This is a genomic window from Streptomyces albus subsp. albus (assembly GCF_000719865.1).
Taxonomy (GTDB): domain Bacteria; phylum Actinomycetota; class Actinomycetes; order Streptomycetales; family Streptomycetaceae; genus Streptomyces; species Streptomyces albus_E.
Genome location: NZ_JOID01000007.1, coordinates 1 through 14,828 on the forward strand (window position 1 = coordinate 1; position 14,828 = coordinate 14,828).

The 14,828-nt window shown below is 74.3% G+C and carries 15 protein-coding genes; 9 read left to right on the forward strand and 6 right to left on the reverse strand.

Annotation, left to right across the window (positions count from 1 at the left end; translation table 11 throughout):
* The 6 genes from IF83_RS0107690 to IF83_RS0107715 all read right to left on the reverse strand — a co-directional run.
* On the reverse strand, window positions 1-1,031 hold a 1,031-nt coding region (locus tag IF83_RS0107690; RefSeq protein WP_030543305.1), incomplete at its 3' end, for a GMC family oxidoreductase N-terminal domain-containing protein.
* Window positions 1,028-2,722, reverse strand: a complete 1,695-nt coding sequence (locus IF83_RS34610; protein ID WP_030543306.1) for a hypothetical protein — start codon at window positions 2,720-2,722, stop codon at window positions 1,028-1,030. The genes IF83_RS34610 and IF83_RS0107690, both read right to left, overlap by 4 nt.
* Complete coding sequence (locus tag IF83_RS0107700; RefSeq protein WP_030543307.1) at window positions 2,719-3,408, reverse strand: FadR/GntR family transcriptional regulator; 690 nt, start codon at window positions 3,406-3,408, stop codon at window positions 2,719-2,721. Before IF83_RS0107700 ends, IF83_RS34610 begins: the two co-directional genes overlap by 4 nt.
* 124 nt (window positions 3,409-3,532) lie before the next feature.
* Window positions 3,533-3,835, reverse strand: a complete 303-nt coding sequence (locus tag IF83_RS0107705; RefSeq protein WP_030543308.1) for a MarR family transcriptional regulator — start codon at window positions 3,833-3,835, stop codon at window positions 3,533-3,535.
* Window positions 3,832-6,081: a ferrous iron transport protein B gene (feoB, locus tag IF83_RS0107710; RefSeq protein WP_051722551.1), complete on the reverse strand. Its 2,250-nt coding sequence runs from the start codon at window positions 6,079-6,081 to the stop codon at window positions 3,832-3,834. The genes IF83_RS0107705 and feoB overlap by 4 nt, the downstream gene beginning before the upstream one ends.
* Window positions 6,078-6,305: a FeoA family protein gene (locus IF83_RS0107715; RefSeq protein ID WP_107046727.1), complete on the reverse strand. Its 228-nt coding sequence runs from the start codon at window positions 6,303-6,305 to the stop codon at window positions 6,078-6,080. The genes feoB and IF83_RS0107715 overlap by 4 nt, the downstream gene beginning before the upstream one ends.
* A gap of 691 nt (window positions 6,306-6,996) precedes the next feature.
* Here IF83_RS0107715 and IF83_RS34035 point away from each other — a divergent pair.
* The 9 genes from IF83_RS34035 (at window position 6,997) to IF83_RS0107760 (ending at window position 14,825) form a co-directional block, all read left to right on the forward strand.
* Entirely contained in the window at window positions 6,997-7,155 is a 159-nt protein-coding gene (locus IF83_RS34035) for a hypothetical protein (RefSeq protein WP_167343575.1), read from the forward strand.
* 102 nt (window positions 7,156-7,257) lie between these two features.
* The gene (locus tag IF83_RS0107725) at window positions 7,258-8,430 is read left to right on the forward strand and encodes a spermidine synthase (RefSeq protein WP_030543311.1); all 1,173 of its coding nucleotides are present in this window, start codon (window positions 7,258-7,260) and stop codon (window positions 8,428-8,430) included.
* The gene (locus IF83_RS0107730; protein WP_051722552.1) at window positions 8,427-9,722 is read left to right on the forward strand and encodes an MFS transporter; all 1,296 of its coding nucleotides are present in this window, start codon (window positions 8,427-8,429) and stop codon (window positions 9,720-9,722) included. Before IF83_RS0107725 ends, IF83_RS0107730 begins: the two co-directional genes overlap by 4 nt.
* Window positions 9,712-10,317, forward strand: a complete 606-nt coding sequence (locus IF83_RS0107735; protein WP_030543313.1) for a DUF6445 family protein — start codon at window positions 9,712-9,714, stop codon at window positions 10,315-10,317. The genes IF83_RS0107730 and IF83_RS0107735 overlap by 11 nt, the downstream gene beginning before the upstream one ends.
* Complete coding sequence (locus IF83_RS0107740) at window positions 10,317-10,982, forward strand: DUF6445 family protein (RefSeq protein WP_051722553.1); 666 nt, start codon at window positions 10,317-10,319, stop codon at window positions 10,980-10,982. The genes IF83_RS0107735 and IF83_RS0107740 overlap by 1 nt, the downstream gene beginning before the upstream one ends.
* On the forward strand, window positions 10,979-11,665 hold the full coding sequence (locus IF83_RS0107745; RefSeq protein ID WP_051722554.1) for a DUF6445 family protein: 687 nt from the start codon (window positions 10,979-10,981) through the stop codon (window positions 11,663-11,665). The genes IF83_RS0107740 and IF83_RS0107745 overlap by 4 nt, the downstream gene beginning before the upstream one ends.
* Window positions 11,658-12,344, forward strand: coding sequence for a pentapeptide repeat-containing protein (locus IF83_RS29975; protein ID WP_244176926.1), 687 nt, complete (start codon window positions 11,658-11,660; stop codon window positions 12,342-12,344). The genes IF83_RS0107745 and IF83_RS29975 overlap by 8 nt, the downstream gene beginning before the upstream one ends.
* Window positions 12,345-12,355: 11 nt before the next feature.
* Window positions 12,356-14,266, forward strand: coding sequence for a RiPP maturation radical SAM C-methyltransferase (locus tag IF83_RS0107755; RefSeq protein WP_051722556.1), 1,911 nt, complete (start codon window positions 12,356-12,358; stop codon window positions 14,264-14,266).
* Window positions 14,259-14,825 carry a DUF5825 family protein gene (locus IF83_RS0107760; RefSeq protein WP_030543318.1) on the forward strand — a complete coding sequence of 189 codons (567 nt, stop codon included), beginning with the start codon at window positions 14,259-14,261 and terminating at the stop codon, window positions 14,823-14,825. The genes IF83_RS0107755 and IF83_RS0107760 overlap by 8 nt, the downstream gene beginning before the upstream one ends.
* The last annotated feature ends 3 nt before the right edge of the window (window positions 14,826-14,828 follow it).

A 14,828-nucleotide genomic window follows, 5' to 3' on the forward strand; every position in this document is an offset into this window, starting at 1 on the left:
GCATCCGGATCCACCAAGATCCGCGACACCCGCGCACCGGTGACAATCCGCGCACCCGCCACACAGGCCTCCGGCAGCACCGACAACTGCACACTCTGCTTGGCACCACTCGGACAGCCCGCCACACACTCGCGGGCGCCCCGGCAGCCCGGCGCGTTACGCCGCAGCGGAGCGGCCCGCCAACCCAGCCGCTGCGCTCCGGCGAGGGCCAGCCGGCCATTGCCTCCCAAGACGTCCAGCGGCTGGCGGGCGACCCGCAGGCTGCGCTCGGCCTCGTCCAGGAAGGGGCCGAAATCCCCAGCGGGGCGGAACCCGAAATCCTCACTCCAGCGCCGCAGAACACGGTCCGGGGTGCGGTAGCAGGTACCCGCGTTCACCACCGTCGTCCCGCCCACCGCGCGGCCCTGCGGCAACAACACCGGCGGACTTCCCACCGCAAGGGAGGCACCACCGTCGCGGTACAGCCGGGTGAAGCGTTCCAGCGGCGGGCGGGCGGCGAACCAACCCGTGGTGTGGTGTTCGCCCTCCTCCAGGACCACGACGGACAAACCCACCCCAGCCAGGGTCCGCGCAGCCACCGCACCCCCCGCACCGGAACCGATCACGACGGCGTCGGCGGTGCTGCGGGCGGGCCAGTGGTCGGAGGGTGTGCAGTCCAGCGGCGGGTCCTCGGGCGGCGGGGCCGGGGCGGCGCCGGTGGTGCCCGGTCCGGGCCCGTGGTGAAGCATGTGTTCGGTGCCTCCGGCCAGCAGGACCGGCATCTTCACCACATCGAGCAGCGCCGAAAGCGCGGGGCGGGCAGCCAGGGGGGCGAGGACCGTCTCGCGTTCCGCGGCGGTGAGCGCGGCGAGCGGCCGCCCCGTGCGGGCCAGGGCGTAACCGTCGGCGGCCGCGGCGGCGGCGCGCAGTCCGAGCCGGGCGTGGGCGGGCATGGCCGCGACCACTGCCTCCAGCCGGTGCCCCACCCCCGCCGTCCAGGGTTCGGTGCCGTCGTCGGCGAGGAGGGCGGCGGCGAACGCGTGCAGGCTCATCGGCTGCCCACCTCGGCGTGCGCGGTGCCCTCCAGCGTCCATTCCGCTTCCCCGCGCCAGTGCCCCCACCAACGTTCCAGCAGAATGCGGGCGTCGGCGGTCTCGCTGTTGCGGCAGACGGAGAGGCTGCCGTCGGGGTCCCGGTACTCCAGGGCGATGGTGCGCTCGGGCGGCTGGGTGACCTCGACGCGGATGCGGCGGAGTCCGGCGCGGCCCGTCACCGTCCAGACGGGCAGGCCGATACGGGCCCGGAACCGGCCGGGGCCGGCCCAGCCTGCGGCGGAGCGCTCCGCCCGCCGGGGCCAGGTGCGGCCACCGTGCCGGAGGCGGAGGAAGACCAGCGGGGGCAGGCGGCGCAGGGCGGGGCGGGGCGAGACGGCGGCGACGATCTCCAGCACGCCGTCCTTGCCGAGGTCCGCGTGGAGCCAGGCCCAGCGGCGGGCGTTGCCGTGGCCGTAGATGCGGGCGGAGGCGCCGGGGGCGGCGCGCAGGGTGAGCGTGCGGCCTGCGTAGGTGAACACGCCGTCGTACGCGGCGCGTGCGGCGGGCAGCATCTGTGCCGCCGGGAGGAGGGGGCGGCGCCAGGACCAGCGGGGGAAGGTGAACAGGGGCGGTTCCTGGGCCTGTTCGGCCAGGTCCCAGGAGAAGTCGCCCGCGCGGCCCGCCAGCCGGCCGGGGACGGCGAAGACGCCGGCGGCGGTGAAACCCTCGTCCGGGGCGGGCCCGGACGGGTCGCCGGAAGCGGGGGGATCGCCGTGCGGTTCGGGGCCGTCGTGCGGCTCGCGGGGGTTGTGCGGCTCGCGGGCGGGGTCCTCGTCGCCGCCCCGGTGGTCGGGGCCGTGACCGGGCGCGCGACTGTTCTCCGCCTGCGTCTCCGCCTGTTGGGCGGGAGTGCCGCCGGCCTCGTCGGCGGGTGTCCGCTCCGGCCACGGCACGGGCCCGAAGCGCGCGTGGCGTACGGGACCGTCCTGGGGGAAGGCCGCCACCCAGCCGTGCGCGTAGCGAGGTGAGCCGTCCGCCGGGGCGGTGAGTTCGTGGTGGAGCCAGATGCCGGTGCCGGTCCCGGGATCGGTCAGGGTGGTGTACCAGACCTCCGTCCGCCCGGCGGCGCCGTCCCACCGGGGAGCGAGGTAACGGCCGTTCTCCTGAAGGCCGTTCTTCTGACGGCCGCTCGACCGCGGGCCCTTCACGCCCTGCGGGCTGCCGGCGGGCTCCGGGCCCTCGTGGCCGCCCGCGGTCCGCCGGTCCGCCGCGCGCGGGAAGCGGAAGCCGGCCAGGAACGGCAGGAGTCCGGTGGCGAGCGGGAAGCGCAGGGTGCCTTCGCCCACGCGCGCCCCGTCCTCGTAGAGCGTGAACGGCAGCACGGTCATGGAGGACAGCGGCCTGGCGGGGGTCACGGACTTCCAGCCGTCCAGGAGAAGGCGCCGGTCGCCGGCGGTGAACGGCAACCGGTAGCGGATGCGCCGCCGGGCGAGCGGGGAGATCTCCAACTCGCCCGCGGCGTGCGGATCGTCGGCCAGGCCGGTGATCCTGACGCGGCCGGTGAGCTCGGCGCGGGTGGTGGCCCAGGGGCGCAGCACGCCGTCGGCCCGGGCGTGCAGGTCGAGGCGTATGCGCTGCCGCGGCTCGCGGCCGTCGAGGCGGACGGTGCCGAGCATCGTCTCGGTGAAGCGCGTCTCCCGCCGGCTCATGAGTTCTCTCCCGCCAGCATGATCCGCTCGGTCGCGGCGAGGTACCGGCCCGCCGCCTTGTGCGCGGCCTCCCCGTCACCGGCCACCACCGCTTCCACGACCGGCGCCAGCCGGCCGTGGGCGGCGGCCGGGTCCGTGAAGGGGGCGGCCAGCGCGGAGCGGACGGCCAGATAGGCCTGGAAGAGGGTGTTGGTCAGCAGGACGTAGACGCGGTTGCCGGTGGCCCGCGCCAGGGCCCGGTGCACTTCGGCGTCGGCGAGCTGCACGGCGTCGGCGCCCTCGGCCGCCGCCACCGCCGCCAGCAGGGCGCGGAGTTCGGCCTTCTGGGCCGCGGTGGCCCGAGCGGCGGCGCGTTCGGCGATCAGCGCGCCGACGGCGCGCCGTACTTCGAAGACCTCGCCGAGCCAGCCCGAGCTGTGCCGCACCAGCATCGGCAACAGGTCCGCCCCGCCCAGGCGGGCGTAGTCGCGGACGCGGGTGCCCACCCCGTGCCGGGTCTCCAGGAGCCCGGCCTGGACCAGCCGGCCGAAGGCGTGCTTGAGCGTGGTGCGGGTGACGCCGTAGCCGTGCGCCAGTTCGCGTTCGGGCGGCAGGTAGTCACCCACCGGGTGGCGGCCGGCGAGGATGTCCTCGCGCAGCCGGTCCTCCAGTACGTCGACGATGGTCTGGCGGGGCAGCGCCTCCACGGCATCCCTCCCGGGATCGGCAACCCGAGCCGGATTGGCTCAGTGGATCAGCCACTCAACCAATAGCCCGCCGACCCGGTCAACCCTTCCGGTAAGGGGAGTCGGGAGGGACGCCGAGCCCGGATCAGGACGTACCGGGCCGCTCCCGCCCGGGCCGGACACCGATGGTGACGAGGGCCGGGGCGCCGCCCGTGCCCTTCCCCGCGCATCCGGACGCCAGTGGGCAGCCGCCGCAGTCCCGCGCCGGGCAGCCGGGGGTGATCTCCTCACGGGTCAGCCGCCCCCGGGACACCCAGTAGTCGAGCATCGCCGACGCCTCCTCCCGGGACACCCCGGCCTCCCGGGCGAGCTCCTCCGGGGTGCGGGCCCGGCCCTCCACCACCGCCGCGAGCACCCGGCGCAGCGGGCTCGCCGCACGACCGTTCATGTGAGCAGCCTCCCCACCTGGAACACGGCCACCGCCAGCAGCCAGGCCATCGCCATCATCGTCACCATGCTCCAGAGCGTGAGCCGGCGGCCGATCACCGAGCTCTGCGCCGCGACCGTCGCCACACACGGCGTGTAGGCCAGCAGGAAGACCATGAAGGCGAGCGCGGCGGCGGCGCCGTGGCCGCCGGAGGAGCGGTCGAAGGTCCGCCGCAGTTCCTCGCCGAGTGTTCCCGGCTTCCGCCCGTCGTCCGGTTCCTCGGTGCCGTAGGTCTGCGCCATCGTCGAGACCACCGCCTCCTTGGCGACGAAGCCGGGGATCAGGGCCGCGGAGGCGTGCCAGTCGCCGAAACCCGCGGGGGCGAAGACCGGGGCGACCGCCCGCGAGACCCCGCCGAAGGCGCTGTCCTCGACGGCGACCCCGCCGAAGCCCCCGGTGCCGCCCGATCCGTCCTGCCCGGTCCCGAGCGGGATGGAGGAGAGCAGCCAGACCGCGGCGACCGTGGCGACGATGACGCCTCCCGCGGTCTTCAGGAAGCCGGCGAGCTTCTGCCACGCCTGGGCCGCGACGACGCGCGGCACGGGCAGCCGGTAGGGCGGCAGTTCGAGGACGAGGGCGTCGGCGCGCGCTCCCCTGAACAACAGGGGACGCAGCAGCAGTCCGGCCCCGATCACCAGCAGCACCGACAGGACGTACAGCAGGAACACGACCGTCCCGGCGCTGCTGCCGAAGAAGACGCCGGCTATCAGGATGTACACCGTCAGCCGCGCGCTGCAGGTGACGAGGGGCAGCACCATGCCGAGCAGCAGCCGCTGCCGCCGGTCACCGAGGATGCGCGCGGCCGACAGGGCGGGGACGTTGCAGCCGAAGCCGACGATGATCGGCAGGAAGGCCTTGCCCGGCAGCCCGATCGTCCGCATCAGGCGGTCGACGAGGAAGGCGGCGCGCGCCATGTATCCCGAGTCCTCCAGCAGGCCGAGGAGGACGAACATGATGACGATCAGAGGTGCGAAGGACAGCAGCTGCCCGACGCCCGGGACGATCCCCTGGACGAGGAGCCCCGCGAGCGGGCTGCCGTCCGGATCACCGGCGATCCGTTCCGCGAAGCCGGCGACGGGTCCGGCGAAGAAGTCGGACAGCCCGGTCTGCAGCGGGGCGGCGAGGGTGGTGGTGGCCTGGAAGACGGCCCACATCGCGGCCAGGAAGACGGGCAGGCCGAAGAGGCGGGAGGTGAGCACACGGTCGGCGCGGTCGCTGCGGGTGGCGCGGACGGCGCCGGTGTCCTCGCCGCGGTCCACGGCGGACGCCATGATCCGGTGCACCCATGCGTAGCGGCCCTCGGCGAGGAGGGTCTCCACGTCCCAGTCCTCGTCGTACTCCTGGTCGGGCGCCTCCCCGGTACGGCCCTCCGCCGCGGACCGGGCCTGTGCGGCCAGCCGCTCCGCGAGCCGCGCCGCGAGAGCCGCGACCTCGCCGGGGATGCCGGGCACCCGCGCACCGCTGAGCAGCCGCAGGGCGATCCAGCGCGCGGGGCGGCGCTCCTCCGGGGCATGCCGTGCCAGGGCCCGGAGCAGGTCCCGTACGGCCGACTCGACCGGTTCGCCGAGGCGGGCCGGGGGCGGCGCCGCCCTGTGCAGGTGCACCTGCCCCACCGCGTCCGCGAGTTCCGCCAGGCCGAGCCCCTCCCGGACGGACACCGGCACCACCGGGGCGCCGATACCGGCGGCGAGGGCCTCGGCGTCGATCCGCAGGCCCCGGCGCCGGGCGATGTCGGTCATGGTGAGCGCCACGACGAGCGGTACGCCGGTGTCCTTGAGCTGGGCGCACAGATAGAGGTTCCGTGCCGGGTTGGCCGCGTCCAGGACGGCCACCGCCACATCGGGGCGTTCGGCCGGGTCCGCGGAGACGAGGAGGTCCTGGGTCAGCTCCTCGTCCGGCGAGGCGGGGACGAGGCTGTAGGTGCCGGGGAGATCGGTGACCGGGATGCCGCACGCCCCGGCCTCCCCGGCACCACCGCCACCCCGGGACGCCGTCCGCCAGGTGCCCGAGGCGACCTCGACCGTCTTGCCCGGCCAGTTGCCGACCTTCTGGCGGGCTCCGGTGAGGGCGTTGAACAGGGTGGACTTCCCTGTGTTCGGATTGCCGACCAGGACGACGCGCGGCGGCGCGTCCCGTCCCGCCCCCTCCGCGCCCGGGGCGGTGGCCGCGGACGTGGCCGCGTCGTGGGCGGCGCAGCAGGGCTTCACGCCGGCGTTCCCTGGACGATGAGCGCCGCGGCCGTGCGGTCGTCGAGCGCGGTGCGGGTGTCCCCGTGCGCGACCACGAGCCCGCCGGCGAGGCCCCGGGCGAGCACCCGCAGTTCGGTGCCGGGGACGAAGCCCAGTTCGAGCAGGCGCAGCCGTAGTTCGCTGCCGGCCGCGATCCGGCGCAGCCGGACGGGCTCGGAGGCCCGCCATTCGTACAAGGTCACGGTTCGGCCCTTCTTCCCGGCCGGGAGCCGTCCGCCGCGGGGGAACACACCCGGCTATGACCTGAGGTTAGGCATGCCTAATGTACGTCCGCGCCAGGGCGATCCGGCAGGACCAATGGCCCTGATGAGCGGGCCGGTCAGCCCTGTCCGGAGCCGGGCCCGGCGACTGGTGGGCGCGGCACGGCCCCGGGCGTGCGGGAGCGGCGTCCCCGCCCCGGGCCCCGGGCCGCACACCGGCCGCCCGCGGCGCCGGCCGGTGTCCGCCGGCCGGCCGCGGCGCGGAGTGGCCGCCGGCTCCTCGGGCACCGATGGCCGCCGGGAAGGGGACCGGCCCGCCTCTGGCGTGCGGGCGCCCGGACTGCCGCGGTCCGGAAGGCGTGAGGCACCGGCGGTCGCGCTGTCGGCCGATTCCAGCCGGCCACCGGACCGGGTACCGCCTGCCGCGGACGCTCTCACGTCCCACCCGGGACTGCTTCCACAGGAACCACACGCCCCCGCCCCCGTATGTCCGGTATCAGCAGAAAAGTCGGCGCGTCCCGCGGCAGGCGCCTCTTGCCGATCGCCCATACCTTGGGCATGATTCGGCCAACCGCGCCACGGAATCCTAACTACCTTGCGTGTAAAGGGAGTTGGGTGCTCCGGATGCGTGGCAGGCAAGCGACGCGAGTTCCCTTTTCCGATAGGAGAGCACATGGCCGAGCACGCGCGGAACGACGAGCCCTTGTTCGAGGAGTTCGACCACGCGGTGTATTCCCGCTGTTCGAACAACAACATGCCGATGTTCGCGACCTTCGTCCCGCTGAGTGAGGACGAGCAGGCCGAGGTCGACGACGTGCTGGCGCTGTCCTGACCCGTCCGCGCCCGCTACCCGCCCGGGGACCGCTGGTGCGAGCCCGGCTTCTCGCGCCGGCGGTCCCCGGCCGTGGCACCGTGACCGCCCGCTAGGAGTGGAATGTACAGCGCGTCCCCCCTGCTGCTGAGCACCTCGGCGACCCTCCTCGCCGGCGACCGGGTCTTCGTGGGGAACCAGCCCGACGACTTCGCGGTCGGCCCGCTGGCCGGCCCGGCGGACACCGTCTGCGTGCTGGGCCTGGGGTACGGCGGATCACTGCGTCCCCTGCTCGCGGCGTCGCCCGCGAGCCGCATCACCGCCGTGGACCTCGACCCGGACATGGTGACGGTGACGCGCGCGTTGTTCCGGCAGCACTTCCCCGGAACGGACTTCCGCACCCAGGTGGCCGACGCGTCCGTCTTCCTCGAGGGGAGCGAGCGCTACGACCTCGTCGTGATCGACATCTACGCGGGCGAGTCGTACCCGGACTTCGTCCTCACCGAGCCCTTCTGGCGCGGAGTGCGCGGCGCCGTCGCGCCGGGCGGCACGGCGCTGCTCAACGCCTGGGGACTGCCCGAGCACCTGCGGCCCCTCACCCCGCCGTCCCCCCAGCACCTGCTCGCCGGCCTGCTGACCCCCCTCTGGCCGCACGCCACCTACCTCTCCTGCCGCCGCAACATGACGGTCGTCCTCCGGGACACCCGGGAGGACGACCCCGCCGAGACGCTCCGCGGCGCGGAGGCGGGCCGCGGCACCCGGCTCTCCCCCGTGGACGAGGCCGTGCTGGCGCTGCAACGGCTGCGGCTGGTCCGGGCGGCGGACTTCCGCGTACCCGCGGACGCGCCCGCGGGCGACACCGGCCGGGCCGTCCCCCGCACCCCGGAGCAGCTCGACGCCGAAATGGCCCGGCGCTGGCCGGAGATGCTCGCCGAGGTCCGCGCCCACGCCGACGCCGCCGGTGCCGACGCCTCCGTCGTGGGGAGCCGGGAGTTCTACCGGCGCCGGGAGGTGGCGGTGCCGACGACCCTGGAACTCGCCCGGCACGGACACCCCGCCGCGGCCCTGCTGCCCAACGTCGCGGCCGCGCTCACCTTCGGCGGGGACACCTCGCTCGGGTGGTACGGCGACTGGATCGCGGACGAGGCGGAGTCGCTGGCCGCGGAGTACCCGGAGTGGCTGACCAGGACCGCTCTCGCCCAGGCGCTCGCCATGGCCGCCAACCCGCTGGTGCCCGAGTGGCCCTGGACGGACCGCCTGCTGAAGCGGACGAGTGCCGTGACGGCTGCCTCATGAGCGCACCGGCTCCTCCCCGGAAGTCGTCGCTGCCGTCGCGGTTCTGGCTCTTCTGGTCCTGCTTGACCGCGGGCAGCCTCGCGGACGGCATGACGCTCATCGCGCTGACCTGGGCAGCGGCCACGGTCACCGACAATGCTTTCCACATCGCGCTGGTCGCGATGGCGGAGCGCCTGCCGTGGCTGCTGTTCGCCCTCCCCATGGGCGCCCTCGTGGACCGGCTGCCCAGGGTCGGGCTGATGGCGGTCACCGGAGCCGCACGGGCCGCCGCCATGCTGGTGCTGGGGGTGCTGCTGCTGACCACGGACGTACCGGTGGCCGTGCTGGCACTCTTCGCCCTGTTCTTCGGAGCGACCGAGGTGGCCTACGGCGTGGCCGCCGACACGGCGATCCCGCTCCTCGTCCCCGAACGGGGCCTGGCACGGGCCAACGGCCACGTCCGGGCCAGCCAGATCCTGTCGAACGACTTCGTGGGCCGGCCACTCGGCGGCGTGCTCCTCAAATCGGGGCTGGCGGTCCCGTTCCTGGGCAACGCCCTGCTCAACGGCGCCTCCGCCGGGGCGCTCCTGCTGATGCGACGCCGGGTGAACGACCCGCCGCCCGCGCCCGCCGAGAGCGGCTCGGTCCGGGAGGAGCTGGGCGCCGGCCTGGGACTGGTGTGGCGGGACCCGCTCCTGCGCCTCCTGGCCTCGAGCGCTGTCGTCCTCAACACCTGCTACGCGACCATGCTCGCGAGCCAGGTGCTCTTCGTCCGCGAAACCCTCGGCCTCGACGCCCTCGGCTACGCGCTGCTGCTCTCCTGCGCGGCCCTCGGGGGCGTCGCCGGCAGCCAGTACGCGCGCCGGCTGCTGGACCGGTGGGGCGTGGACCGGTCGCTGACGGCGGCGCTGTGGGTGATGGCGCTGTGCTTCCTCGGCGTCGGCGTGATGTCGACCGTGCCGGTCGTCGTCGGGTTGTACGCGCTCGCCTCCGCCGGGGTGGCGCTCTGGAGCGTCACCGCACTGACCGTACGGCAGGTGGCGGTGCCCGACGCGACGCTCGGCCGGGTCAACGCCACCTTCCGCACGGTGACGTTCGGCATGAGCGCGGTCGGCATGCTCCTGGGCGGACTTCTCGTGGAGGCCGCCGCCGGACCACTCGGGTTGCGGGACGCCCTGCGGGTCCCCTACCTGGCAAGCGGCGCGGCGTACCTGCTGCTCGCCGGGTTCCTCCGGCTCCGCCTCGGGGGCGACCGCATCGTCACAGGGAAGAGAGGAGAGTCCGATCGACAAGACACTTCAGGTGGTCGATGACTTCTACGCGGACCCGGACCGGGTGCGTGCCCTGGCCCTGGAGAAGGGGGACTGGTCACCGCAGAAGACCGACGCGGGGCGTACCTACGACGCCGAGACCTACAACTCCTTCGCCGGGCGCGGGGTCGCCGAGGCCTTCGGCGAGATCCTCGGCATCCGCGTGCGGTACGACCCGGCGGTGATGGGTTTCGGCGTGTTCGCCTTCACCGGGGAGTCCGCCAACGTCCCGCTGACCACCCACTACGACGACACCGACTGGGCGGGCATCGTCTACCTGGTGCCGCCCGGGCGGTGCGATGGCGGCCTGTCCTTCTTCCGGCACCGCGACAGCGGTCTCCTGGGCCCGCCGGACGACGCGAAGGCCGTGGAGCTCGGCTACGAGGACCGCGAGCACTGGATGAAGGCGGTCTACTTCCCGGACAAGGTGCGGCCGGAGGCGTGGGAGGAGATGTCCCGCGTCAGCATGGTCTACAACCGCCTGGTCCTGTTGCGCGGCGGCGCCCGCTTCCACCGGGCGAGTTCGGGCTTCGGCACCGGCCCGGCCGACGGACGCCTGACCCAGCGCTTCTTCTTCGACGAAGAGAGGGCCGCGTGATGCGCAGCAGACTGATCGTTGTCGACGACTTCTACGCCGACCCGGACAGCGTGCGGGCCGCCGCGCTCCGCTCCGACTTCAAGAGCGCGAGCCGTTACAACTACCCGGGCTGGCAGAGCAGCAAGGCGCTCAGCACGGACGCGCTGAGGCAGGCGATCGAGCGGATCGTGGGGACGGCGGTCCACGTGGACGGGGACCGCCTCACGTGGGGAGGCTTCCGGGTGATCACCGAGGAGACCGGGCGGGTCACCAAGGTGCACGCCGACACCGCGGTCGACTGGGCCGGCATGGTCTATCTCACCCCCGGCGCACCCGCCGCCGCGGGCACCGGATTCTTCCGGCACCGGGAGACGGGATTCAGCCGGCCGCCCAGCGACCGCGTGGCGAGGTCACTCGGGTTCGCCGACGCCGACGCCTTCGAGGAGGGGGTCGCCCGGCGCGACATGGCCGATCTCGGCAAGTGGGAGCTCACGGACTGGGTCGCCCCGGTCTACAACCGGCTGGTGCTCTTCCGCGGCTGCGAGTTCTACCACGCGCCGCTCGGGGGAATCGGGGACCGCCCGGCCAATGCCCGGATCACCCACAACTTCTTCTTCAACGAGGTCCGCTCCGTCCCCAGCGCGGTGCGCCGGCTGCCGGCCGCGGCGGAAGCGGCGGTGCGGTGACCGCCCTCCGCGTCGAGCGCGCGCTCGGCGGTGACCTCCTGGTCGTCGACGGCTTCTACCAGGACCCGGACCGCGTCAGGGAGCTGGCCCTCGCGGCCGAGTACCGCGGCTTCGGCGAGGCGGCGAACTTCCCCGGCCAGGAGAGCGTCAAGGCGTACGCCTCCGCGGGGCACGCCCGCCGCCTGGCGGAGATCGTCGGCACCGCGATCTCCCACGACCCCCGGCAGCTGGTGTTCGGCAAGTTCCGGATCGCGACCCGGTCCGACGCCGGGCAGACCCGCGTGCACCTCGACTTCGTCGACTGGACGGCCGTGGTCTACCTCTCGCCGGCCGAACACGCCCGGGGCGGACTGGGGTTCTACCGCCACCTCCCCACCGGCCTGGACCGGGTCCCGGCGGACGGTGAGCTGGCCCGCTTCGGCTGCCGGAGCAGGGAGGAGTTCGACGAGCGGTACGTCCTGCGGGACACCGCCTCGGAGGACCGGTGGGAAACCCTCCACGAGGTGGAGCTGGCCTACAACCGGTGTGTCGTCTTCCGAGGGGGCCGCCTCTTCCACGGCATCACCGAACTGTTCGGCGACGCGCCCGGGGAAGGCCGGCTGACCCAGAACTTCTTCTTCATGGAAGGCGAGTCCGCCCGGGCTCCCCGGACGGATGACGAGAGGAGCAGAACCCGTGCTTAGCCTGCTGGATGTGGTGCTGGCCGAGGTCGGCGACGACACGGCCGGCCCCGGCGGCTGCGGCCTGCTGCCGCTGGACGGCCGGTTGCGGGGGCCCGCCGGCGCCGATCCGGTCCTCGCCTCCCCCCTGCCCGCCGCGGGAGTGCCCCTGGCGCGGACCGCGGCCGAGGTCGCAGCGGCCGGCCTGGGCATGCGGACCCTGGCCCTCGTCGTCAAGGAGGAGAGCGGCCTGCGCACGCCGGCGCTCGTCGACGGCTGGCTCCTGCTCCGCGGCCACGGTGCCGGAGCCGACCTGCGCGGCGCGGACCTGCGGGGCGCGGACCTGACGGGGGCCCGGCTGACCGGTGCGGACCTCTCCGGCGCCGACCTCTCGGGCAGCCGGCTGGAGAGCGCCGACCTGGCCCGCGCCTGCCTGCGCTCCGCCGACCTCTCGGGCGCGACGCTGCGCCGGGCCAGCCTCTTCGGCGCGGACCTCACGGAGGCCGACCTGCGGCGCACCGACCTCCGTCACTCCGATCTGCGCGAGTCCACCTGCCTCCGGACGGCGTTCCGCGGAGCGGACTTCTGGTCCGCGTACGTCTGGGACGTGTCCTTCGACGAGGCGTTCACCGAGGGGGCGGACATCGAGCGCGCGGACTACCGGGGGACGCACCTGCCCAAGCCCGTCAACGCCCGCGTCTGAGGAGCAGGCCCATGACCACGACGGAGTTCCTCGGCCTCCCCGAAGCCCCGGAGCGGGGGCCCGTCCGCACGCTGCGGGTGGCCCTGGTGTGCATGCCCTGGGCGGCGCTCGACATGCCCTCGATGGCCGTCAGCACCCTCGCTCCGGTCGCCCGCGCGCTGGAGGAGGTCTCCGCGGCCGACACCGTCTACGCCAACATCCGCTGGGCCGACCACGTCCACGAGCACACCGGGGGGACCATCGGCAGCGCCGACTACGGGCGCATCGTCGACGGTTACTACGTGGCGACCGGTGAATGGATCTTCTCGCCCGCCCTGTACGGCTTCGAGGAACCGGTCGGGTCGGCCTTCCACACCGCGGCGACCGGCAGCGGGGCCGATCTCCGCGCGGCCGTGGAGATGTACCGGCTCAGCTCCGGCTTCGTCGACGCGCTCGCCGGCGAACTGGTCGCGGGCGGCTACGACCTGGTCGGGATGACCAGCACCTTCGACCAGAACATGCCGAGTCTGGCCCTGGCCCGCGCCCTCAAGGAACGCGCTCCCCACGTGGTCACGGTCATGGGCGGCGCCAACTGCGACGACGTGCAGGGCGAAGCGCTGCACCGGAACTTCCCCTTCCTGGACTATGTGGTGCGCGGCGAGGGGGAGTCGGTCTTCCCGGCGCTGCTGCGGCTGCTGGCCCGTACGGAGCCGGGCGCTGCCCCGGCGGCGGCACGGCTCGCCGCGGTCCCCGGGCTGTGCTGGCGGGACGCCGGGGGCCGGGCGCGGGCCAACGAGCAGCCGTCGGCGGGGCTGCCCATCGACGCCGTTCCCGAGGCGGACCTCAGCGGCTACTTCAGCACCTTCCGGGCCGCCCGGGCGGTGGCGGACGTCGAGCCGAAGATCCAGCTCGAGGGCGGACGGGGCTGCTGGTGGGGCGAGAAGCACCACTGCACCTTCTGCGGGCTGAACGGCTCCCTGATGGCCTTCCGGGCGAAGTCCTCCGACCGCGTCCTCGCCGAGATCGCCAACGCGGTCCGCGAGCACCAGGTCCTCGATGTCGTCTTCGCGGACAACATCATGGACATGGGCTACCTCCGCGACCTGCTGCCGAAGCTCGCCGAGCAGCCCTGGGACCTGCGGCTCTTCTTCGAGATCAAGTCGAACCTCGGGATACGCCAACTCAAGGGGCTGGCCGACGCCGGGGTCACCCAGGTCCAGCCGGGCATCGAGAGCCTGAGCACCCATGTGCTCAAGCTGATGCGCAAGGGCGTCACCGGCTGGCAGAACGTGCGCCTGCTGCGGGACAGCCGCACCGTTGCCGTCTTCCCCGGCTGGAACCTTCTCTACGGCTTCCCCGGGGAGACGGAGGCCGACTACGAGCAGATCATCGGGCAGTTGCCGGGGCTCTGGCACCTCACCCCGCCCGAGGGGGTCTACCGGGCCGTCCTCACCCGCTTCAGCCCCTTCTACAACGACCCCGGGCTCGGCCTGGAGAACCTCGGCCCCTCCGGCCTGCTGCAGAAGGTCTACCGGCTGCCCGCCGAGGAGGTGGCCGACATCGGCTACGTGTTCGAGAGCAGACCCGCCGGCATCTCCGAGGAGGTCGCGGACCGCCTGCGGAGCGCCGTGGACACCTGGCGTGCCCACCACCGGGGCCGCCGGCTGGTGGCGCTCCCCGAGGGGGACACGCTGCGGATCGTCGACGAGCGCGACCGCACCCCGGTCCAGGAGGTGCTCGACACCCCGCTCGCCGTCGCGGCCTTCCGCGCCACCCTCAAGGGCCGCTCCGCCGCGGGCGTCACCCGCGAGGTGACCGCACGGGGCCTTCGGGCGACCGAGGACCGGGTGACCGCGCTGCTGGAGGAGTGGCGGGAGCGGCGCTGGCTCTTCCGCGAGGACGGCCGGTACGTGGCCCTGACCACCGGACTCGGCCATGAGTGAGCCGGCCCGGACCACCGCCCGGTCGTCCCTCCTGGTGCCCTGCTCGCCCGAGGACGCCCCCGGCAGGGAGACGCTGGCGGGGTGGGCGCGCTCGGGCATGCGCGGCCTGGTGATCCACCGTCCCGTGTGCCTCTCCACCGCCGACCCGGCCGCGACCCTGCGGTTCCTGCACCTGCTGACCGAGGCCGCGGGGACCGGCCTGCGGGTGTACTGGGAGGGCGGCACCGGGGACGTTCCGCCGGAGCTGCTGCACCATCTGGACCCGCCGCGGGGCGACACCGGACCGGCCTGGCCCGTCCCGCCCGCTCCCCTGCTGACCCTGCGGCGCGGACCGGGGTTCGTGGTCGTCGACGACCTGCGCGACGCACGGGCGCCGCGCCGCCACACCGTTCCCGACCGGCCCTACGGGCACCTGCTGCGCAAGTACGCGGCCCCGGCCGCCCAGGACCCCGGCGACCGGGGTGCGCTGGCCCGCCTGGCGAAGCAGCGCCTGGTGCTCGGGCTGGGCGCCGGCCACTGTCTCGCCCTGCCCGTCCGCTACGCCTACGCCAGGGTCTGAGCG